The following is a 21,749-nucleotide window of genomic DNA, read 5'->3' as shown; positions in this document are numbered from 1 at the left end:
GTAGACGCATGACCGAGAACGGGAGTCGGCCGCTGGACGTGCTGGAGGCGTCGGTCGGGGGGGCAGTGACCGTCCACCTGAAGGGCGGCGAGGTGTACGAGGGGGTCCTCTCGGGGTACGACCAGCACATGAACCTCGTCGTCGAGGACGGGGACAACACAACGATTATACGCGGCGACAACGTCGTTTCCATCAACCCATGACTGGCGCAGGCACTCCGAGCCAGGGCAAGAAGAACGTCACCACACACGTCAAGTGTCGACGGTGTGGCGAGAAATCCTACCACAGCAAGAAGGGAGTCTGTTCGTCGTGTGGCTTCGGCAAGTCGGCGAAGCGGCGCGGCTACGCGTGGCAGAGCAAAGAGTAATGCACGAGAAGTGCGGCGTGGTCGGCATCTCCCTGGCCGACCGCGACGCCGCCCGCCCCCTCTATTACTCGCTGTACGCCCTCCAGCACCGCGGCCAGGAGGCCGCCGGGGTCGTCACCCACGACGGCTTCCAGCAACACGACCACGTCGAGACGGGCCTGGTGGGCGACGTCTTCGACCCCGAGGACATCGACGCGCTCAAGGGAACGAACGGGATCGGTCACGTCCGCTACCCGACGGAGGGCGGCCTGGGCGCCAGCTGTGCCCAGCCCTTCTCGGTCTCGTTCAAGAGCGGCTCGCTCGGGCTGGCGCACAACGGCAACCTCGTCAACACGGACTCGCTGCGCGAGGAGCTCGCCACGCTGGGCCACGCATTCACCTCCGACGGCGACACCGAAGTGATCGCCCACGAGCTCGCCCGCAACCTCCTGGAGCAGGACCTGGTGCGGGCGGTCAAGTCGACGATGGGGCGCCTGCACGGCTCCTACTCGCTGACGATCATGCACGATGAGACCGTCCTCGGCGTTCGGGACCCGCAGGGCAACCGCCCGCTCTGTCTGGGCGAACTCGAGGACGGCTACGTCATCGCCTCGGAGTCGGCGGCCATCGACACGCTCGACGGCGACCTCGTTCGGGACGTGGAACCCGGGGAGCTGGTCGTGCTTCACCCCGACGGCTCCGGGTTCGACAGCTACCAGCTGTTCGACCGCGAGCACTCCGCGCACTGCTTTTTCGAACACGTCTACTTCGCCCGGCCGGACTCGCAGATGGACGGCGACCTCGTCTACGAGGTGCGCCGCGAACTCGGCCGACAGCTCTGGGCGGAGTCCGGCATCGAGACCGACGTCGTGATGCCGGTGCCGGACTCCGGGCGCTCCTTCGCCTCGGGCTACGCCGAAGCTGCGGGCGAGGACGGCGCCGACACCGAGTTCGCCGAGGGGCTGATGAAAAACCGCTACGTCGGCCGGACGTTCATCATGCCCACCCAGGACGAGCGCGAGCGCGCGGTCAGGCTGAAGCTCAACCCCATCCGCGACACCGTCGAGGGCCGGACCGTCACGCTCATCGACGACTCGGTCGTCCGCGGGACCACCTCCACACAGCTCATCGAGCTTCTCCGGGAGGCCGGGGCCGAGGAGGTCCACCTCCGGATCGGCTCGCCGCCGATCGTCGCCCCCTGCTATCTGGGGATCGACATGGCCAGCCGTGAGGAACTCATCGCGGCCGGCAGGTCCGTCGAGGAGATCGGCGAGCGGATCGGCGCCGACTCGCTTTCCTACCTCCCCGTGGAGGCGGTCACGGAAGCGCTCGACTCCGACCGGGAGGACCTCTGCCTCGGCTGTGTCACCGGCGCGTATCCCTACGACATCGAGGGCGAGAAACGGGACCGCGAAATCGAGCGTCCGGGCAGCGAACCCGCGAGCGCGGACGACTGACCGCCCCGAGGCTCCGCTCGGGGTCAGGACACCCACGCCGGTTTCTCGACGGTCGTCTCGTCCACGTTCGTCGTGTTGAGGGTGACGACCACGCGGGTTCCGCTCTCCAGCCTGTAGCTCCTGCGTAGCGACCGGACCACCCCCCCGTCGGTGACCACCGCGCTCCCGGTGACGGGTGCGTCCGTCCCGTACGCCTCGCCGGCGAAGCGCACCCGGACGCCGGCCGGCGTTCGCTCGACCGCCGTGTCGTTCACCGAGAACTTCCAGGCCAGGTAGTTGCGGACCCGCGGCAGGAATGGGTCGCCGTCACGGACGGTCAGGGACCACCGGTCGCCGTTGGCCCGGACGTACTGTCTCGAGCCGTCGGCGTAGGTGTCGGCAGTGGCGATGCGCATCGGCGAGCCCTCCAGGGTTCCGGTCGACGTGACCCGGCTCGCGTAGTGGCTCTCGTTTTCCACCCGGATCCGCTCGGTGTACCGGCCCGCGAGGGTCCCGTTCTCGTACTCCCGGTAGCGCAGCCGGGCGGTATAGGAGCGGTCGTCGAGGGTGACGCGGTGGACCCGCGAGACCACGCGCGGGTCCACCGCCCCGTCCGCCGAAATCCCGGAGGGGTAGTCGTCGGCCGGCGCCTGCGCGGCCCCGCCGCCGGGGACCGGTGTGAGCCGGCTCCCGTCCACCCCGACCGGCTCCACCGGGTCTGAACTGGCGTCCGCGGCGGGCGAGCCCAGTACCCCGGGAACGCCGACGGCGGCCGCGACCCCGGCGACGAGTACACAGACCCCGAGTACCGCGAGCGCGACACCCGACCGGACTCCCGGCCAGCCGGGCGACGGAAGCCGGCGGTCGGCCGCGTCCCGGTCGCGGGGTGGCGTCGGGTCCGGAAGCGTCCCCGGGTCGCGGTCGAGGTGGGTTGCGACCAGCCGGCGGGCGTCGGGCCGGTCGACGGCGTAGCACAGCTCCCGGTGGAGGTCGTCCAGGTCCCGGACCCGCGGGTCGTCCGTGTCGAGCACTCCGAGTACGACCGCGTCCTTCCCATCGCGGCCGTCGGCGCCGTACTCGCCGGGCAAACGGACGGCGACCTCGCGGAGGCCGGCGGGGGCGTGGACGCGCAGGCGGCCGTCGCCCAGCCGGTCGACTCGCCGGCCGCGGGCCTCCTCGAGGGCGGCCACGAACGCCACGAGGTCCGCGCGCGGCCGCGACCGGCAGAGCGCGCGAAAGTGCGAGCGGTCGACGGGCACACCCCTACTCCGGACGCCAGCGGAATAAGCCCCCGCCAGGATGCGACCCGCGGCGTGCCTGCCGGACTGTCGCGCTCCTCAGTAGACCACGTACAGCAGCACGTAGACGACGACTCCGAGCGCGAAGGAGACGAACCACAGCGACGCGGCCACGCGACCGACCCGGGGGTGGGGCGACTCCCGGATGGCGGCGACCGGGCGCGTCGTCGCGACCAGGAGTACGTAGTAGACCAGGGGGATCGAGACGACGGCGAGCAGCATGTGGACTCCGAGCACCGGCAGGTAGACGAACTGGTAGACGGCCTCCGGCCCGGGGAAGGGTTTGGTGCCGGCGAGGACGATCCGGTAGAGGTAGAGCCCGAGAAAGGCCAGAAAGAGGACCGTCGTGGCCACCATCGCACGGCGGTGGGCCGCGACCCGCCCTCGGCGGATGGCGCGGACGCCGTAGGCGATGGTTCCCAGCGCGGTGAGGCTGACGAGGACGTTGACGTGTGGCGCCGCGGCGACGACGGCGTCGACCCGCGGGAGCGCTCCGGCGGGGATGACCCCGCGGACCGCGCCGAAGACCAGCGCGAGCGAGACGACGGTGAGCGCCGCCGTCAGCTCCCGGACTCGGTGGCGGGCGTCCAGTTGCATGGTCACAGGTAGGGCGCCCAAGGCTCTATGGGTTGCGTTCCTGGTCCGGGCGGTACCGGGCCCGTCGCTTTGCGGTCGCGGGTGAGACAGTCGACGGGAAACCGCCAGGTCGTCGGGATTGATATGTGTCGAGTGCGTCCCACCGAACGCGAATGAGTGGACGGGGACTGCTCGGCCGGGTCGTCACCAGCCGCCTGGGTCAGGTCGTCTCGCGGCTGTGCCCGGGCGAATCGGTCTGGGAGCGGGAGTGGGACATCTGCTGTGTGCTCGACGGCTGCCGCGTGGACCTGATGCGTGAGGTAGCCGGCGAGCACCGGGCCGTTCCGGATGGTGGCGTCGAGTCGGTCTGGTCGGTCGGCTCCCAGTCCGCCGAGTGGATGGACGAGACCTTCGGGTCGACCCACCGCGAGGAGATGGCCCGCACCGCCTACGTCACGGGCAACCCCTTCTCGGCGCAGTCGGCCGAGCACGTGCTCGTCACCTCCGGGGAGACGCTGCCGCTTTCCCCCGGCGACTGGGGCCTCCTGTACGAGGCCTGGCGCGAGGAGTGGGTGGACGGCGAGATCTCGACGATCCCGCCGGAGCCGCTGACAGACGCCGCGCTCGCGGTCTGGAACCGGCGCGACGAGCTGGGAGTCGACCGGGTGCTCGTCCACTACATGCAACCGCACGCCCCGTTCCGGTCCCGGCCGGAGTGGTTTCTCGGCACCGCCGACATCGAGGCGTGGGGGCAGGTACGCGGTTCGGAGGAGGGCGGCGACGGCGGGAGCCAGGCGGCGGAGACGGCGGCGCTGACCGACCTCTCCGCGGAGGAACTGGCGGAGCTGGAGCGGCTCTCGGAGGCCGAGACCGACGGGATCAAGGACCCCTGGACCCGGCTCCGGGACGGCGAACTCGACAGGGGGGAGTTCTGGGCGGCCTACCGGGACAACCTCCGGTGGGTGCTCGACGACGTCGCCCGCCTCCTGGAGGGCACGACGGCCCGGGTCGCGCTCACGAGCGACCACGGCAACGCCGCCGGCGAGTGGGGCGTCTGGTCGCACCCGCCGGGCGTCCCCGTCCCCGCGCTGCGGAAGGTCCCCTGGGTCAGCCGCCGGGGCACCGGCGAGCGCGACCCCGACCCGGGCCTGCCCGAGGCGGTCGCCGGCGAGAGCACCGGGAGGGACCCGCCGGACGGCTCCGCCGACGAGGTGAACGAACGGCTCGCCGACCTCGGGTACCGGTAGCCGGGAGGCGGGCCGTCGGTCCCTCGCCTGGCACCGTCTCCTCCGCCCGCGCCGGCCGGGGAGGGGAAACCCTAAACGGAGCGGGGCGGTGGCGTGTGTCATGAAGCGGATCTCCCTGGAGAACGACGAGCTGGAGGGGGCAAACAACGTCTACCTGTTCGACAGCGGCGCGCGGACGGTGCTCGTTGACACCGGCGAGCGCGGCCGCGAGGGACGGCTCCGGGAGGCGCTGTCCGCCGAGGGGCTCACGTTCGCCGAGGTCGACGACGTCCTCCTCACGCACTGGCACCCGGACCACTCGGGGCTGGCCGCCACAGTCAAGCGAGCCGGCGACGCGACGGTCCGGATCCACGAACGGGACGCACCGCTCGCGACCCGCGACGAGGACGCCTGGCGCGACTTTCTCGGAAACCAGCACGCCCGCCTCGAGGAGTGGGGGGTCCCCGAGGCCAAACGCGAGGAGCTGTTCGCCGAACAGAAGCGCGACGGCGGTCCGGATTCGACTCTCTCCTCGGTGGCGACGTTCACCGGCGGGGAGACCTTCACAATCGGAGACCGGGAACTCGAGGTCCTCGAGACGCCCGGCCACACCGCGGGGTCGGTCTGTTTTGCCTTCGAAGCCAGCAGTGACGGCGGCCGGGAGGTCGTCACCGGCGACACCGTTCTGCCGAACTACACGCCGAACGTCGGCGGGACGGACACCCGGATGGAACACCCGCTGGACAGCTACCTCTCGTCGCTGCACGCCCTGGCCGCCGCCGAGTACGAGCGTGGCTGGCCGGGCCACCGCGAGCCGGTAGGGGACCCGACCGGGCGAGCCCACGAGATCGTCGCCCACCACGAGCAACGTGCCGGGCAGATCCTCGCGATCCTGGAGCGGACCGGTCCCGCGGACGTCTGGGAGGTCTGCACCGAACTGTTCGGCGAACTCGAGCGGTTCCACATCCTCGTCGGCGCGGGGGAGGCCTTCGCCCACCTCGCTCACCTCGAGCGCCAGGGTGACGTCGAGCGCGTCGACGGGGCCTACCGCCTCGTCGACGAAGTCCAGGAGGAGTTCGGCGAGGAAGTGGACACGTGGTCGCTGTCGGTGTCCGACCGGGCAGGGGCGCACACGGTCCGGTAGGCGGCCCGCCCGAGGCCGGCATCAGGCTCACTCCGGGCGGTGGTCGGTAAAGACGTCGCTGGCCGGTGTCCGGTCGGCGAGCGCGTCGTCGGCGAGCAGGGCGGCCCCGCCGGTCCAGGTGGGCCGCTCGCCCGGCCAGAACTCCCCGTCCTCGAGCTGGTAGCCCGTCCAGAAGACACCCTCCTCGTCGGTCCACTCGAACAGCCACTCGACGAGCTCGCGGGCGCGCTCGCGCCGGCCGACCGCTGCGAGGGAGAGCGCGAGTTCGCAGGACTCGGCGACGGTCACCCAGGGCTCGTCGGCCACGCACCGACAGCCCTGCTCCGGTTCGACGAAGCGGTCCCACCCCGAGTCGAGGCGCTCGCGGGCCCGGTCGCCGTCGAGAACGCCACAGAGTACGGGATAGTACCAGTCCATCGCGTAGCGGGACTTGCTCTCCCAGGTGCGGTCGAAGCGGTCGGGGTGCTCCCGCAGCGCCTCACCCAGGCGAGCCCGCGCGTCGAGCCAGCGCCCACGGGCGTCCTCGCGGTCCAGCGCCCCCGCGACGGCCGCCCCACACTCCAGGCTCTTGTAGACCGAGGCACAGCCGCTGACAAGCGCGTCGCGGTGGGGCTCGCCCTCGGCGTCGACGGTCCAGTACACCTCCCCCGTGGGCGTCTGCTGGGCGAGGGCGAAGTCGAGCGCGTCCCGGACGGTCGGCCAGTACTCCGCGAGGAACGAGCGGTCGCCGGTCACGCGGTAGTGGGTCCACACTCCGACCGCGGCGTAGGCCGCCCGGTGGGTCTCCTTGCGTGGCTCCTCGCCCTCGTGCCCGTTCGGACTCGACTCCTCGCCGCCGTAGGCCGCCCACCAGCCGCCGTCGTCGTGCTGGGCGTCGGCGAGCCAGGCGTAGGCGCGCTCCGCGGCGTCCGTCCGGCCCGCGACCGACAGCCCCATCGCGCTCTCGACGTGGTCCCAGGGGTCCGCGGGGCCGTCGGGATACCAGGGGATCAGCCCGTCCTCGCGCTGGGTCTCGGCGATGTAGGCCGCGCTGGGTTCGAGTCGCGGGTCCAGCAGGTCGGGCTCGCTCATCCGTTTGCCTCGAAGTAGAGGACGACGCTCTTTCCCAGCAGCGGGTCCAGGGCGCCCTCCAGCACCCGGACCGGGCGGGGGTCGTTCAGCACGTCCCACTCCAGAAAGCGCTCGTAGGCCCGCAGCGGGAGCGGCTGCTCGTCGGGGTCCTCGTGACGGCCCCACCAGAGACACTTCAGCCACCAGTAGGGGGCGTGCAGCGCGTGTGCGAAGTGGCTCCCGAGGTGCCGAAAGCCCTGCGCCTCGACGGCCTCGCGCAGCTCGTCGCGGTCGAAGACCCGAACGTGGCCGCCCTCGACCTGGTGGTACTCCTCGGAGAGCAGCCAGCAGACCCGCTCGGGACCCTCGCGGGGCACGCTGACCGCGAGCGCCCCGCCGGACCGGCAGACCCGTCGGAGTTCCGCGATGGCGGCCTCGTGGTCGGGGATGTGTTCCAGCACTTCGGAGCAGACCACGACGTCGAAGGCGTCGTCAGCGAAGGGCAAGGAGAGCGCGTCACCCCGGAGGAAGGTTCCGGGCGTTCCGTCCGCATACGCGTCGTAGTCCTCCCAGGCGGCCGCGAGCCGCTCGGGGTCGAGGTCGACGCCGACCACCTCGCCGGCGTCGCGGGCGGCGGCGACGGCGTGGCGGCCCTCGCCACAGCCGACGTCGAGCACGCGCGTCCCCGGCCCCAGCGGGAGCCGGTCGAACTCAACCGTCTCCATGGATGGCCTGCCGGTAGGTCCGCGCCGTCTCGCGTGCGGCCCGCTCCCAGTCGAACTGTTCGACCACGCGCTCGCGGCCCCGCCGTCCCAGCCGGCGCCGGCGGTCCGGGTCCTCGAGCAGGTCCAGAATAGCGGTCGCCAGCGCCCCGGCGTCCCTGGCGGGGACCTGCACGCCCGCGTCGCCGACGACCTCGGGCAGGGCGCCGCCGTCGGTCGCCACCACCGGGACGCCGCAGGCCATCGCCTCCCCCGCCGGGAGGCCGAAGCCCTCGTAGACCGAGGGGACCGCGGCGACGTCGGCACTCGCGTAGAGGTCGACCAGCCGGTCGGTGCTGATCCCGGAGTGAGTGGCGATGGCGTCGCCGACCCCGAGGTCCTCGACCAGACCTTCCGCGTCGCCACCCTCGTCGAACTCCCCGACGACGACCAGTTCGGCGTCGACGGCCTCGCGGACCCGCGCGAACGCCCGGAGGAGGTAGCGCACCCCCTTGATCGGGGCGTCGGCGCTGACGGTCGTCATCAGGCGGTACTCGGCCGCGTCGGCGGGGCCGCCAGCCTCGTCCCCGCGGTCCCGGGGCTCGAAGACGTCGGTGTCGATGCCGTTGTGGACGACCCGGACGGCGTCGGGGTCGGCGCCGAAGTCCGTCACGGTCCGGCGGCGCGCCGCCTCGGAGACGGTCACGACGTGTGAGAGCCGCGGGACGACCGCCTGCTGCATCCGGAGAAAGCGGTACCACCGCCGGACGAGCAGGCGCTCGCGGAGCCCGTCGGCCTCCGCGAGGGTGACCTCCCGGTCGACCGTGATCGGGTGGTGGACCGTCGCGACGACCGGGTAGCCCCGCTTTTCGAGTTCTGGCAGGGCGTAACACAGCGACTGGTTGTCGTGGACCACGTCGTAGTCGGGTTCGCGGGCCTCGAAGTGCTCGAGCACGCGCCGTCCGAAGGCGTACGGGTCGGGGAACCCGCCGGTGAGCGCGCTGAGCCACTCGTAGAGGGCCGTCGGGTCGGCCAGGTACGCGGGCTCGAACTGCCCGAGGCGGTCGAGCTCGTCGACGACGTTCTCCCCGGGGAGTTTCACCAGCCGGACGTCCTCGTCCAGGTCCGGGTACGGCTTCCCGGAGACGACGTCGACCGAGTGACCCAGGTCGGTCAGCGCCCGGCTGAGGTACTTCACGTAGACGCCCTGGCCGCCGGAGTAGGGGTCGCTGCGGTAACTCAGCAGACAGACTTCGAGGGGGTCGTCGCCGTCGACGGTCGTCGCGTCGGCAGCGTCCGTCCGGCCGGTCGCCGCCGGTCCGACCCCCGACGGCCGCGAGGCCTCCGAGGAGACGCTGGCGCCGAGCGTCCCCGACAGCAGCCGTCGAAGCGCGCCTCTCACCATCGGTTGCCCCAAGAAACAAAAAACGGAATCATAGTGGTTTCGCTTTCGAGCGGCTCGGTGCCGGCGGGAGAGGCGGTTCCACGCGCGAGAGGGGTCTCACAGCCGGGGCCAGAGCGGCCAGCGGCAAAAAGCTACGTGCTCGGCGGGGAGAGGACAGCAGAGACGGGAAGGACGCGAACTCGGCGCCGCCCCGTACCGGGGACGGCGTTACTGGAAGGTGCGGCTGACCTGCCCTTCCTCGGCCTGGTCGGGCTCGCGGGTCTGGAACTGCTCTTCGATCTCCTCGTAGCGCTCGCGGGTGTCGTCGTCGACGCTGGGGCCGACCTCCCCGAGAGCCTCCTCGAAGTGCTCGGCCGTCACCCGGACGTTCCCGACGGTGTCGTCGACCTCCTCGGGGTCGACGCTGTTGATGAACTCCCGGGTCGCAGCCATCGACGCCTCCCGGCAGACCGCCTCGATGTCCGCGCCGACGTAACCGTCGGTCCGGGCGGCCAGGTCGTCGAGGTCGACGCCCTCGGCGAGCGGCTTGCCGCGGGTGTGGACCTCGAAGATCTTCCGGCGGGCCTCCTCGTCGGGGACTGGCACGTGGACGTGCCTGTCCAGCCGGCCGGGACGGACCAGCGCGGCGTCGATGAGGTCGGGGCGGTTAGTGGTCGCGATGACGACCACGTCCTCCAGCTCCTCGAGCCCGTCGAGCTCGGTCAAAAGCTGGGAGACGACCCGCTCGCCGACGCCGGAGTCGCCGGCGTGGCGGCCCCGCTCGCCCGCGATGGAGTCGATCTCGTCGAAGAACACCACCGTGGGCGCGTTCGACCGGGCCTTCTCGAAGACCTCCCGGACGCCCTTCTCCGATTCGCCGACGTACTTGTTGAGCAGCTCCGGCCCCTTGATGGAGATGAAGTTGCTCTGGGCCTCGTTGGCGATGGCCTTCGCCAGCAGGGTCTTGCCGGTGCCCGGCGGGCCGTAGAGCAGGACGCCCTTGGCGGCCTGCATGTCCATCTGCTCGAAGACCTCCGGGTATTCGAGGGGCCACTGGATGGTCTCCCGGAGCCGCTCTTTGGTCCCTTCGAGGCCGCCGACCGATTCCCAGGTGACGTCGGGAACCTCGACGAAGACCTCACGCAGCGCGGAGGGCTCGACGCCCCGCAGCGCCTGCTTGAAGTCGCTCTCGGTGACTTCGAGTTTCTCGAGCGTCTCGGCGGGGATCTCGTCCTCTTCGAGGTCGAGTTCCGGCCGGATGCGCCGCAGGGCACCCATCGCGGCCTCCTTGGCGAGTTGCTCGATGTCAGCGCCCACGAAGCCGTGGGTGTTCTCGGCGTACTCCTCGAGGTCGACCGCCTCCGAGAGAGGCATCCCGCGGGTGTGGACCTGGAGGATCTCCATCCGGCCACCCTTGTCCGGAACGCCGACCTCGATCTCGCGGTCGAACCGGCCGCCACGGCGGAGCGCGGGGTCCAGTGCGTCGACCCTGTTCGTGGCGCCGATCACGATCACCTCGCCGCGCTCGTCGAGGCCGTCCATCAGCGAGAGCAGTTGGGCGACCACGCGGCGTTCCACGTCACCGCTGGTCTCGCCGCGCTCGGGGGCGATGGAGTCGATCTCGTCGATGAACACCACCGCGGGGGCGTTCTCCTCGGCCTCCTCGAAGACCTCCCGGAGCTGCTCCTCGCTCTCGCCGTAGTACTTCGACATGATCTCCGGCCCCGAGATGTTGGTGAAGTAGGCGTCGATCTCGTTGGCCACGGCCTTGGCCATCAGCGTCTTCCCGGTGCCCGGCGGGCCGTGCAGCAGGACGCCCTTCGGGGGCTCGATGCCGAGCTGCTGGAACAGCTCGGGGTGGCGCATCGGCAACTCGATCATCTCGCGGACCTGCTCGAGCTCGTCGTCGAGCCCGCCGATGTCCTCGTAGCTGACGTCGGGGGCGGTCGTCTCCCTGCCCGCGGGCTCGCCGGTGATCTGCTCGGCGGGCTGGTCGGTCACCTCGACCTCCGTCGAGTCAGTGACGACGACGGTTCCCTGGGGGTCGGTGCTCGCGATCTTCAGCGGGATCTTCTGTCCGGACATCGAGGACAGCGGCCCCAGCCCGAAGGAGACGGGGACCGTCTGGCCCTCGGTCACCGCCTGCCCCGAGAGGTTCGAGCGGATCATCGGGCCGACGTTGCCACGCACCCGGAGGTTCTGGGGGAGCGCGACGGTCACGCTGGTGGCCGGCTTGACGTCTGCCTTCTCGACGGCGACGGAGTCGTCGATGCCCGCGCCGGTCTCCTGGCGCAGCTGGCCGTCGATCCGGACGACGCCCTTGCCCTGGTCCTCGGGGTAGCCGGGCCAGACGCGCGCGACAGCGCGCCCCTCACCCTCGATGACCACGTAGTCGCCGTTCTCCAGGTCCATCTCGGACATGGCCGCCCGGTCGATGGCCGCCAGGCCGCGGCCGGCGTCCTTCTGCTTGAGGGGTTTGATAGTGAGTCTCATGCATTCACCTCGATAGTGAGGACGCCGTTGTTCATAAACACTCGCGCGTCGTCGTCAACCTCGAACTCGTGGTGGTCGTCGCCGGCGACGACGATGACCGTCCCGTCGACGACGTCGACGGCCGCGTCCGTGCCACGACCGAAGTCCGCAGCCAACACGAACCCGTCCTCGTACTCGAAGCGACGGGCGTCGATGCCCTCCTCCTCGAACTGCTGTAACACAGTCATGCTAACTACAGGTAAGTAACAGTAATATATAAATCTTGTTCTGACAGCGCAAGACGTGACCGGGCTACTGAAGAGTCACTTGTTTGCGGTTCGGGGACGACCCGCGGCGCGAGCGGGAGCGCAGGGTTCGCTGCAGACGTGGTCTGTGGACGGACAGCAGAACGGGGGTAACACACGTACCGGGGAGCGGGCTGTGTCCGGGACGGCGAACCCGGCCGGCCCTACTGGGGCCGGACGACGAGCTTGCCGACCTGGTCGCGGTCCCGCATCGCGGCGAAGGCCGCGCCCGTCTCCTCGAGCGGGTAGGTCTCGTCGACGACCGGGTCGATCTCCCCGTCGGCCACGAGCCCCAGGAGCCGGCGGAGGTCGCCCTGGGTCCCCATCGTGGATCCGACGACGCGCTTGTGCTGGAGGAAGAGGTCGGTGACCCCCACGGTCGACTCGCCGCCGGCCGTCCGGCCACAGACCGCCATGGTCCCGCCCCGCCGGAGCACCGCCTGCCCCAGACCGGTGTACTCCCCGCCGAGGTGGTTGATCACGACCTCGAAAGGGCCGTCGACTGCCTCGCGGATCTCGTCGACGTCCGCGGACTCGATCCCGCGGTCCAGGCCCAGCTCGCGCACGCGGTCGAGTTTCCGGCCCGAGGAGGAGGTGCCGACCGCCTCCAACCCGAGCGCGTCGGCGATCTGGACGGCTGCGACCCCCACGCCGCCGGTCGCGCCGGGGACGAAGGCGCGGTCGCCGGCCTCGACGTCTGCCCGCCGGAACATGTGGTAGGCCGTCATGTAGGCCGTCGGGACCGCGGCGGCCTCGACGGGCGTGACTCCCCCGGGGAGCGCGAGCAGCCGGTCGGCCGGAACGCGGGCGGCCTCGGCCAGCCCGCCGTGAAACAGCGAGAACCGCTCACAGAGGTTCTCGGGGCCCTCCCGGCAGTACCGGCAGCTCCCGCAGGTCTCGTTCGGGCAGAGGACGACGCGGTCGCCGGGGTCGACGCCGCGGACGTCCGGGCCGACCTCTCGTACTGTGCCGGCGACGTCCAGCCCGGAGACGAAGGGCAGGTCGTCGTCGGTCACGCGCGGCGTGTCGCCGTCGAGGATCCAGAGGTCGTGGCGGTTGATCGAGCAGGCTTCGACGTCGATGACTGCCTCGCTCGCGCCCGGCTCGGGTGTCTCCCGCTCGATGACGCTCACGCCCTCGGGCCCGGTCAGCTCGGTGAATGCTGCGACGCGCATGGCCCACCCATCCACCCCGAGCGTAAAGACGGTTCGGGAGGCCGTCAGTACAGCTCGTCCAGTTCGTCGACGGTCCGGCTGTGCTCGGGACCCGGGAACTCGCCGTCCTCGACAGCCTCGACGTAGGAGTCGAGTGCGGCTTCCATCTCCCCGCGCACGTCCCCGAAGGCCTCGGCGAAGGGCGGCGACCCCTCCGAGAGCCCGACGGCGTCGGTGAAAACGAGCACCTGACCGTCACACTCGGGCCCGGCGCCGATGCCGATCGTGGGGATCGACAGCTTCTCGGTGATCCCCGCAGCCAGGTTCGCGGGGATGTGTTCGAGCACGCAGGCGAAGGCCCCGGCCTCCTCGTGCTCGCGGGCCAGCTCGGCGATCTCCCGGGCGCGCTCTTTCTCGACGCCCTGGCGGGCGTAGCCCGTCTGGTGGACCTGCTGGGGGGTGAGGCCGACGTGGGCCATGACGGGGACCCCCAGGTCGGTCAGCCGCTCGGTCAGGGAGACCGTGTGGGGACCGGACTCGACCTTGACGGCGTGGGCGTTCTCCTCTTTGAGCATCCGGCCGCAGTGTTCGACGGCGTCCGCGCGGTCGACGCCCACCGAGAGGAAGGGCATGTCGGCGACCACGAGCGCGTCCTCGGTGCCGCGCGCGACCGCGCCGGTGCGCGAGGCCACCTCGTCGACCGTGACCGGAAGCGTCGAGTCGTAACCCATCACCGCGTTGCCCATGCTGTCGCCGACGAGAACGATATCCACGCCCGCGGCGTCGACCAGCGACGCCGTCACCGCGTCGTAGGCGGTGAGCATCGTGATAGGTTCCTCGCCAGCCTTCGCCCGGAGGTCCCGAACGGTCGTCATGCGCGGCGGTAGACGCCCGACCCTTAAGGCCTTCCGGGAAGCCGGCGAGGGGCTGGGGCGGGGCGGCCGACCGACTCACGAACCGGCAGGGGCTTGTCGCTGGCCGGCCAAGCCCACCCGTGACTCCAGAGGTCGAACGGACGGACCCCGACGGCGTCGACTTCGGGTGGGTCATGCAGGTGACGTTCGTCCTGACGATCGTCGTCGGCGCCCCGCTCGTGGCCGCGCTCTCGCTCGGAGTCCGGCTGCCGGACTGGGGTTCGCGGGCGGCCTTCGCGGTCCGCGTGGGGGCGGTCGTCTGGTTCGTCACCGCGGTCGCTACCTACGCCTACGCACGGCGGTACCGCGAGCCCGCCGAGGGCGCCGACGACGGACGAGAAAGCGACTGACCGCCGGCGAGTGCTGGCTCGCGTCTCCGGACGCTGACGAGCGCCGGCAGACACCGGCAGTCACCGCCGGTCGGCGACAGGCTGGAAGTCGACGCCCGCGCGCTCGGCGGTGACGCGGTCGCTGTCGGAGTCGCCGACGAAGAGTGTCGCCTGCGGGCCGGCCCCGAGCGCGTCGACCGTCGCCAGCAGGGGTTCGGGGTCGGGCTTGTGCGCCGTGACGGTGTCCCGGCCGACGACGGCGTCGACGTGGCCGTCGAGCCCGTGTAGCTCCAGGGCGATCCGGCAGGCGGCCTCGCAGTTCATTGAGCAGACGCCGGTCGGCACGCCCGCGGGAAGCTCGTCGGCAAGCGGGAGCCGGTCGGCGCTGCGGGCGCCCGCTCGCTCGTGGTCGGCAATGACGTCCTCGACGGCCCGCCGGTAGCGCTCGCCCGCCTCCTCGGCGCGCTGGAGGAGGTCCCACAGCGACCCCTCGGTCTCCAGCCCGCGGGCCCGCAGCACCGCCGCGACTTCCTCGGTGACGGCCCCCCAGTCCACGTCCAGGCGGACGAGCGTCCCGTCGAGGTCGTAGACGAGAGCGTCGTACTCGCTCTGTGCCTGCTGGTCAGTCACGGTCGGTCGTAGGAGGGCACCCAGCAAAGGGACTTCGCTCCTCACTCGTCGGCCAGGTCGACGTCGAGGAACCGCTCGAGGGCGCCGACCGTCGAGCCCCCGACGCCGGCCTGGGTGGCCCGACCCTGTTCCAGTGCGAGCAGGTCGGCCTCGTCGACGTCGAGTTCCTCGGCCAGCTCCCCGAGCTGGTAGCCGGCGTCCTGGCGGGCGTCGGTGAGCCGGTCGGCGTAGTCGGGAACGAGGTAGGGCAGCTGGTCGTCGTCGTAGTCGGCGCCGTCCTCCCAGTGCTCGGGGTCGGCAGCCGCGGCGTCGTGGACCTTCGCGGTGTTGCGCGCGGCCCGCTTTGCGCGGTCGCGGTCGCCGCCGTCACCGCCGGCGTCGGCCGGACCGGCGTCGTCGTGCTCGGCACAGTCGTCACAGACCTCCAGCCGCGCGCCCGCGACCGTCGCCGTCCGCAACTCCACGTCGGAGGCGCCACAGAGCTCGCAGCTCCCGCCGGAGCCGCCGCCCCCGCTCCCGGTCGAGTACTTGGCCATGTCTCACTCTACCGTGTTTGACACCTTGAAACGTCCGCTTTCCCGCCGGGGAGGCGCCCGCTCGCTCGTCCCCCCAGCCGACGGATGGCCCCGCCGTACTGGAATGGAAAGCCATTTTATGGCCCGACTGGAAGTCTTGGCTGCCGAGTGCATCAGTGCGTGGGTAGCCAAGCCAGGCCAACGGCGCAGCGTTGAGGGCGCTGTCCCGTAGGGGTCCGCCGGTTCAAATCCGGTCCCACGCACTACTGGCCGCGAGCGAACGCGAGCGGGCCACGTGCGAGGTGCGTTCCCCACCGGGAATCAGCACCCACGCAAACTTCCTCTCAAGGACGACCCGCCAGCCCCCGGTCCGTCCCGGCACCCAGATATCAGTACTGATATCTTGGCGGAATATTTATTACCACGAACTCCAAACCTCCGGTGTGGCACCTCACGGTGCCAGCATCCACCCCCACCCCCCACCCCTTATCTGCGTTTCACACCCACGAAAGCGCCGGCTGTGCGTCCGGATCCAGTTCCGAAAATCGGAGACGCACCGGCGAGGCGCTCAGTACGAGCGTTCCTTCGGCTCGTAGGTCTTCTCCTCGCCCTCGAGGATGACCGGCTTGTAGTAGAGGTCGGGGTCGCCGCCGTTCCACTCGAGCATCGTGTGCTTGAGCCACTCGTCGTCCCGGCGCTCCTGGTACTGCTTGCGCCAGTGGGCCCCGCGGAACTCCTCGCGGGCCAGCGCACCCAGCGTGATCGCCTCCGCGAGGTCGATGACGTTGCGGGTCTCGATGGTGTGGATGAGGTCGGTGTTGAACGTCCGCGAGGGGTCAGAGACCGCGACGTCCTGGTAGGCCTCGCGGGCCTGCCGGATGTCCTCCAGGGCCGACTTCAGGTTGTCCTCCTCCCGGAAGACGTTCACGTTCTCGGTCATCGTCTCCTGGATGTCGTCCCGGACCTCGGCGTGGTTGATGCCGTCCTCCTCGAGCAGGGTCTCCACGCGCTCGCGCTCCCGGGTGACGGTCTGCTCGACGACCTCCTCGGCCGCTGCGACAGCTCCCCCATCGGACCGGACCTCCCCGCCGTCCGCGACGGTGTCGCCGGTCGCGGGCTCGACTGCCCCGGGCTCGACGGGCGTGTCGACGGCGCCGTCCTCGCTTCTCGCGGAGGGGCCGGTCGGGATCTCCGCCTCGGCCATGTCGCCGCCGGCGGCGTGGTGGCCCGCGCGGGCGCCGAAGACCAGCAGCTCGGGCAGGGCGTTGCCCCCCAGCCGGTTCGAGCCGTGCAGCGAGACGCAGGCGCACTCCCCGGCGGCGTACAGCCCCTCGATGCAGGTCTCGCCGTTCTCGTCGGTCTCGATGCCACCCATCTCGTAGTGCTGGCCGGGCTTGACCGGCATCGGCTCGTCCAGCCCGTCGACCCCCTCGAAGTCCTCCGCGAGGTGGAGGATGTTCTCGAGGCGGTCGATGATCCGCTCCTCGCCGAGGTGGCGCATGTCGAGGTGGACGTACTCGTCCTCGATGCCCCGCCCCTCGTTGACCTCCGTCAGCTCCGCGCGGGAGACCACGTCACGCGAGGCGAGTTCGCCCTCGTTGTTGGCGTAGCCGTGCTCGAACATGAACCGCTCCTCCTCGCCGTTGTAGAGGATCCCGCCCTCGCCGCGGACGCCCTCGCTGATCAGGACGCCCGTCGAGGGCAGCGTGGTGGGGTGGAACTGGACGAACTCCATGTCCTCCAGCGGGACACCTGCCCGGTAGGCCATCGCCGGCCCGTCGCCGGTGTTGGCGATGGCGTTGGTCGTGTGGTCGTAGACCTGTCCCGGGCCGCCGGTGGCCAGGATGACCCCGTCCCGTGCGTGGAAGCCAGCGACCTCGCCGGTCTTGATGTCGTAGGCGGCACAGCCGTAACAGACCCTGTCCTCGGGGTCGTCGTGGTCGGTGACCGCCAGGTCCGTGACGTACCACTCGTCGTAGACCTCGATCCCCCGCTTGACCACCTGCTCGTACATCGTGTGGAGGAGGTGGTGGCCGGTCTCGGCGCCGGCGTAGGTCGTCCGCGGGAAGGAGAGGCCGCCGAAGGGGCGCTGGGAGACCTTGCCGTCCTCCTCGCGGGAGAAGGGCATCCCCCAGTGTTCGAGCTGGATGACCTCGTCGGGGGCGTCCTGGGCGAAGGTGTCGATGGCGGGGGCGTCGCCGAGGTAGTCCGACCCCTTCATCGTGTCGTAGGCGTGCAGTTCCCAGGAGTCCTCCTCGTGGAGGGCGGCGTTGATCCCGCCCTCGGCAGCCCCGGTGTGGCTGCGCACCGGGTGGAGCTTGGTCACAAGCGCGACGTCCGCTCCCTCTTCGTGTGCCGCGATCGCCGCGCGCAGCCCGGCGCCGCCCGCGCCGACCACGATGACGTCGTGTTCGTACATAGTTGAAGGGTTGACTGGAGTGTTCTAATGGTTCCGGTTGCGGGCCCGGCGGCACTGCGGGACCCGTCGGCGCCCCGACGACGCCTCGAACCCCCTCGCGCTCGCGTGCCCGCGCTCGGTCGTACCTCCGTCTCCGGTCTACGGAAAGTAAATGCTTCCGGCGTCTTCCCGGCCACCGGCCCCCGATATCGAGGGCCTTCACCACGCTGTCGGCGCCGCGGCTGACGGCGTCGCCGGGTCGTCGCTGCGGACCCACCCGAACGCTTTTGGAACTCTCGGGCCGGGAAAAGCCATGGGAGAGATTCCGGACCCTGACCCCGGCCTCGCCGACGACCCCGTGACGCTGCTCCAGGGGCTCGTCCGCTTCGACACCACCAACCCCCCGGGCAACGAGCGCGCCTGCGTCGAGTGGACCGAACGGCTGCTCGACGCCGCCGGCTTCGAGACCGAGACCTACGCCAGCGACCCGGACCGCCCGAACCTCGTCGCCCGGCTGCCCGGCGACGGTCCCGCCCCGCCGCTTTTGCTGTACGGCCACGTCGACGTCGTCCCGACGGAGGGACAGGACTGGACCTACCCGCCCTTCGACGCCGTGGTGGAGGACGGCTTCGTCTGGGGCCGCGGGACGCTGGACATGAAAGGCGGCGTGGCGATGCTGCTGGCCGCTGCGCTGCGGGCCGCACGCGAGGACGTCGACCTCGCCGGCGACCTGATGGTGATGGTCCTCTCCGACGAGGAAGCCGGCGGCGACGAGGGCGCCGCGTACATGGTCGAGCAGCATCCCGAACTGTTCGCGGACGTCGAGTACGCCCTCGGGGAGTTCGGCGGCTTCCCGATGACCATCGCCGGCGAGCGGTTCTACCCCGTCCAGATGAACGAGAAGGCGATCTGCTGGTCGAAGCTCACCTTCTCCGGGCCCGCGGGCCACGCCTCGATGCCCGGCGACGGCGGCGCGATGGCCGACATGGCCCGCGCGGTCGACGCCATCGCCGGCTCCCGGCTGCCCGTCCACGTCATCCCGCCCGTCGAGGAGATGGTCGAGGCCGTCGCGGCCGAACTCGACGGGGAGACCGAAGCGCTGGTGCGGGACCTGCTCGACCCCGAGCGCACGGACGAGGCGCTCGACGCGCTGGGCCCGGAGGGGGAGATCTTCGACGCGATCCTCCACAACACCGCCGCGCCGACGGTCGTCCGCGGGGGCGACAAGGAGAACGTCATCCCAGGCGAGGTCGAGGTGACGCTCGACTGCCGGCTGCTGCCCGGCCAGACCGCCGAGGACTTGGAGCGCGAACTGCGCGAACTGGTCCCCGACGACGTGGAGTTCGCGTTCGAGACGCTCCGCTACGAGGCGTTCCCCTCCGAGACCGACGCGGGTCTGTTCGACCTGCTCGCGGACACCCTCGAACGCGCGGACCCGACGGCCACCGCCGTCCCGTACGTCATGGCCGGCGGGACCGACGGCCGCCACCTCTCGCGGGTCGGCGTCCAGTCCTACGGGTACACGCCGCTGCAACTGCCCGAGGACTTCTCGTTCATGGAGACGATCCACGCGGCCGACGAGCGGGTACCCGTCGAGGCCGTCGAGTTCGGAGCCGACCGGCTGTTCGAAGTACTGGAGGGCTACGAAGGCGGGAGTGGGCCGGAACCGGGCGAGTGAGTCGGCGCTCCGTCACCGTCCCTCTCGCCGTCGTGCTGTCGGAGGGCCGCCGGAAGCCGGCGGACCCGGGTAGTCCGTCGGAGACCGCTCCGTACCGAACGGCCGCCGTGACCGGACAGTTGTCGACTGCGGCCCGGTAACCGTCACTTATGACGCCACACGAGGGGATTCCCGACGAACCGCCAGGTCACGGAAACCGCGATGTAAGTGCCAAATAGTTAGAAGATATTCGTGACATTTTCTGAGGGTGACTACACCGATGGGAGGCTCTCCTTCGCGACGCCGGCTCCTGCAGTCGATAGGTCTGCTGGGCCTGGTCACCGGTGCGAGCGCTCAGACCGCGGCCGCGGACGGCGACCACCTCGGGGAAACCTGGAAGGGCGACCCCGCCGCCGACTTCGGCCTCGAGATCAACGTCACGGGGGACACCACACACGCACTGCGTGCGGTGTCCCAGGCCGACGGCGCGACGGCCCTGTTCGCCCGCGCTTCGTCCGCCGACGGCTGGACGAAGGCTATCCAGGGGATCGCCAACTCCTCACAGGGCAAGGGGGTGTTCGGGTACACGCCCGCCGACTCCGGGCCGACGATCGGTGTCAAAGGCGTCAGCGACTCCGAGCGTGGGCGCGGGCTGTACGGATACGCGCGCGCTGGCTCGGGGTGGACACGCGGGGTACACGGTGAAGTGGACTCCCCGGACGGGGCGGGTGTGTTCGGCCGGGCCACCGCGACCTCGGGCGCGGCAGCCGGCGTCGAGGGCTACACCGACGCCCCCGGCGGGGCGGGCGTCAAGGGTGTCGCGGGCTCGTCCGACAGCCTCGGCCTGTACACGCCCGACAGTGCGGCGGTCGGTGGCGCGCTCCGCGCCGGCGAGCAGCGTACCGGACGCCGCCCTCACGCCGACGTGACGGCCCACGGAGCCGCGGGTGATGGCGAGACCGACGACACGTCGGCGGTCCGCGCGGCCCGCGATGCCGTCGGCGTCGGTGACGTGGTGTTCTTCCCGTCCGGGACGTACCTCGTGTCCGAATCGGTCGACCGGAAGGGGCGGGCGTTCGTCGGCAAGACGCCGTTCCAGTCAGTGCTCAAGGCGGAGTCGGGCGGCGGTCCGTGGGGGTCGGGCGGCAGCGATATCGCGACAGCAGTCACCTACGACAGGGAACAAAACGAGTCCATCTGTCGGAGTCTCGGCGTCGACGTAAACGGGGAGGATGCGGCCGGTATCGCCTCGTTCGGAGGGGAGCGACTGCGTCTCGTCGGCAACTACGTCAGGGGTGGAGCGGACTCGGGCGTCCAGTTCTGGGGGAACGACGTGACGGGCGCGCAAAACTGCACCGACGGGTTGATAGCCGGGAACATCGTCGAAGGCTGCGAGTGGAATCTCGTTCTGGACGGTGCCTGCGATGCCTGCGGCGTCTTCTGGAACGTTTCCCGGGCACCGACCTCCCGGCACGTTTCGGTAGACAACACACAGTCTGCCGACGGCAGGGAGACTGTCGCGTGTGCGGTCGAGTCCAACATCTGTCTCGGGCACAGTTCCCCGGGGGCCGGCCCCGGTGCCATCCAGGTACGAGACAGTGCAGGGACGGGGGTCGGGATCCGGAACAACACCGTAGCGGACTGGCCTGCAAACGGAATAAAAGCCGAGGACGCGACGGAGGTCTCGAGCAACACGGTGGTCGGCGGAAGCGAACGGCTCGTCAGGGGCGTGTTACTCGACGGAACCCGGACAGGGCTGCTGGTCGAAGGGAACACCGTCAGGGGCGCCAACATCGGATACGAGATGAAATCCGGCACGAACCCCGCGGTCGTCCGTGGAAACGTCGGGTTCGACGTCGGCGACCCTGAGGAACTCGACACCGCGTTCACGCGCGACTGGGTTATCGAGGACAACTACCTCTTCGACGGCACCAGCCCCGACGGCAGCCGGCTGGCCCGGACCTACGCCGAGGGGACGGCGACGGTACCGAGCGGGTCGACCTCCACGTCCTGGAGCTATCCGGTACCGCTGTTCGCGGCCCCGGATCCGGTCGACGTGACAGTGACGCCGACGGGACCGCTCGGTGCAGCGAGTCACTGGTGGGTCTCGGACCTCACCAGCGAGAGCCTGAGCATCAACACCGACGCCGACCCGACGCGGGACGTGACGTTTGCGCTCACTGTAGACATCGGACAGAAGGGATAACGGGTCAG

Annotated in this window: 20 protein-coding genes and 1 tRNA gene; 9 read left to right on the top strand and 12 right to left on the bottom strand. The window is 70.7% G+C overall.

All coding sequences use genetic code 11. The features are described from left to right. Window positions 1–8: 8 nt before the first annotated feature. From GN153_RS03020 to purF, 3 genes are read left to right on the top strand one after another with little or no spacing between them, the layout of a single operon-like run. A complete protein-coding gene (locus GN153_RS03020) occupies window positions 9–203 on the top strand; it encodes an LSM domain-containing protein (RefSeq protein WP_159899636.1) in 195 nt (64 codons plus the stop codon). Then, window positions 200–367 (top strand): 50S ribosomal protein L37e, encoded by a 168-nt coding sequence (locus tag GN153_RS03015; RefSeq protein ID WP_159899634.1) that lies wholly within the window; start codon window positions 200–202, stop codon window positions 365–367. The genes GN153_RS03020 and GN153_RS03015 overlap by 4 nt, the downstream gene beginning before the upstream one ends. Then, on the top strand, window positions 367–1,803 hold the full coding sequence (gene purF, locus GN153_RS03010; protein WP_159899632.1) for an amidophosphoribosyltransferase: 1,437 nt from the start codon (window positions 367–369) through the stop codon (window positions 1,801–1,803). Before GN153_RS03015 ends, purF begins: the two co-directional genes overlap by 1 nt. Before the next feature lie 23 nt (window positions 1,804–1,826). Here purF and GN153_RS03005 read toward each other — a convergent pair whose 3' ends face one another. Together GN153_RS03005 and GN153_RS03000 are read right to left on the bottom strand one after the other, a co-directional pair. After that, complete coding sequence (locus GN153_RS03005; protein ID WP_159899630.1) at window positions 1,827–3,041, bottom strand: hypothetical protein; 1,215 nt, start codon at window positions 3,039–3,041, stop codon at window positions 1,827–1,829. Window positions 3,042–3,119: 78 nt separating this feature from the next. Beyond that, entirely contained in the window at window positions 3,120–3,677 is a 558-nt protein-coding gene (locus GN153_RS03000; protein ID WP_159899628.1) for a DUF420 domain-containing protein, read from the bottom strand. 152 nt (window positions 3,678–3,829) lie between these two features. On the opposite strand from GN153_RS03000, the gene GN153_RS02995 reads away from it, so the two are divergent. Both GN153_RS02995 and GN153_RS02990 read left to right on the top strand, forming a co-directional pair. Beyond that, window positions 3,830–4,903, top strand: coding sequence for a hypothetical protein (locus GN153_RS02995; protein WP_159899626.1), 1,074 nt, complete (start codon window positions 3,830–3,832; stop codon window positions 4,901–4,903). 100 nt (window positions 4,904–5,003) lie between these two features. Beyond that, entirely contained in the window at window positions 5,004–6,026 is a 1,023-nt protein-coding gene (locus GN153_RS02990) for an MBL fold metallo-hydrolase (RefSeq protein ID WP_159899624.1), read from the top strand. A 27-nt stretch (window positions 6,027–6,053) separates the two neighbouring features. Here the strand turns inward: GN153_RS02990 and GN153_RS02985 are convergent, their stop codons facing one another. From GN153_RS02985 to panB, 7 genes are all read right to left on the bottom strand, one after another. Continuing rightward, a complete protein-coding gene (locus GN153_RS02985; RefSeq protein WP_159899622.1) occupies window positions 6,054–7,097 on the bottom strand; it encodes a prenyltransferase in 1,044 nt (347 codons plus the stop codon). After that, window positions 7,094–7,801, bottom strand: a complete 708-nt coding sequence (locus GN153_RS02980) for a class I SAM-dependent methyltransferase (RefSeq protein ID WP_159899620.1) — start codon at window positions 7,799–7,801, stop codon at window positions 7,094–7,096. Before GN153_RS02980 ends, GN153_RS02985 begins: the two co-directional genes overlap by 4 nt. Next, a complete protein-coding gene (locus tag GN153_RS02975) occupies window positions 7,788–9,182 on the bottom strand; it encodes a glycosyltransferase family 4 protein (RefSeq protein WP_159899618.1) in 1,395 nt (464 codons plus the stop codon). The genes GN153_RS02980 and GN153_RS02975 overlap by 14 nt, the downstream gene beginning before the upstream one ends. A gap of 207 nt (window positions 9,183–9,389) precedes the next feature. Continuing rightward, window positions 9,390–11,654 (bottom strand): CDC48 family AAA ATPase, encoded by a 2,265-nt coding sequence (locus GN153_RS02970; protein WP_159899616.1) that lies wholly within the window; start codon window positions 11,652–11,654, stop codon window positions 9,390–9,392. Next, a complete protein-coding gene (locus GN153_RS02965) occupies window positions 11,651–11,881 on the bottom strand; it encodes a DUF7127 family protein (RefSeq protein WP_159899614.1) in 231 nt (76 codons plus the stop codon). Before GN153_RS02965 ends, GN153_RS02970 begins: the two co-directional genes overlap by 4 nt. 221 nt (window positions 11,882–12,102) lie before the next feature. Continuing rightward, window positions 12,103–13,113 (bottom strand): alcohol dehydrogenase catalytic domain-containing protein, encoded by a 1,011-nt coding sequence (locus GN153_RS02960; protein ID WP_159899612.1) that lies wholly within the window; start codon window positions 13,111–13,113, stop codon window positions 12,103–12,105. Between the two features lie 44 nt (window positions 13,114–13,157). After that, window positions 13,158–13,967 (bottom strand): 3-methyl-2-oxobutanoate hydroxymethyltransferase, encoded by an 810-nt coding sequence (gene panB / locus GN153_RS02955; RefSeq protein ID WP_159899610.1) that lies wholly within the window; start codon window positions 13,965–13,967, stop codon window positions 13,158–13,160. Between the two features lie 173 nt (window positions 13,968–14,140). Between panB and GN153_RS02950 the strand changes: the two genes are divergently transcribed. Then, a complete protein-coding gene (locus GN153_RS02950) occupies window positions 14,141–14,356 on the top strand; it encodes a DUF5822 domain-containing protein (protein ID WP_159899782.1) in 216 nt (71 codons plus the stop codon). Between the two features lie 60 nt (window positions 14,357–14,416). Here GN153_RS02950 and GN153_RS02945 read toward each other — a convergent pair whose 3' ends face one another. Both GN153_RS02945 and GN153_RS02940 read right to left on the bottom strand, forming a co-directional pair. Further along, complete coding sequence (locus GN153_RS02945) at window positions 14,417–14,965, bottom strand: HAD family hydrolase (RefSeq protein ID WP_159899608.1); 549 nt, start codon at window positions 14,963–14,965, stop codon at window positions 14,417–14,419. Between the two features lie 41 nt (window positions 14,966–15,006). After that, a complete protein-coding gene (locus GN153_RS02940; RefSeq protein WP_159899606.1) occupies window positions 15,007–15,501 on the bottom strand; it encodes a helix-turn-helix domain-containing protein in 495 nt (164 codons plus the stop codon). 157 nt (window positions 15,502–15,658) lie between these two features. On the opposite strand from GN153_RS02940, the gene GN153_RS02935 reads away from it, so the two are divergent. Next, a tRNA-Leu gene (locus GN153_RS02935) sits at window positions 15,659–15,743 on the top strand. Window positions 15,744–16,048: 305 nt separating this feature from the next. Here the strand turns inward: GN153_RS02935 and GN153_RS02930 are convergent. Further along, window positions 16,049–17,899 carry an FAD-binding protein gene (locus GN153_RS02930; protein WP_159899604.1) on the bottom strand — a complete coding sequence of 617 codons (1,851 nt, stop codon included), beginning with the start codon at window positions 17,897–17,899 and terminating at the stop codon, window positions 16,049–16,051. Window positions 17,900–18,191: 292 nt separating this feature from the next. Between GN153_RS02930 and GN153_RS02925 the strand changes: the two genes are divergently transcribed. Continuing rightward, window positions 18,192–19,556, top strand: coding sequence for a M20/M25/M40 family metallo-hydrolase (locus GN153_RS02925; RefSeq protein ID WP_159899602.1), 1,365 nt, complete (start codon window positions 18,192–18,194; stop codon window positions 19,554–19,556). Between the two features lie 259 nt (window positions 19,557–19,815). After that, window positions 19,816–21,741 (top strand): glycosyl hydrolase family 28-related protein, encoded by a 1,926-nt coding sequence (locus GN153_RS02920; RefSeq protein WP_159899600.1) that lies wholly within the window; start codon window positions 19,816–19,818, stop codon window positions 21,739–21,741. Window positions 21,742–21,749 lie beyond the last annotated feature (8 nt).

This window comes from Salinirussus salinus (assembly GCF_009831455.1).
Lineage (GTDB): Archaea > Halobacteriota > Halobacteria > Halobacteriales > Haloarculaceae > Salinirussus > Salinirussus salinus.
This window is presented reverse-complemented; position numbering and strand designations above follow the sequence as displayed.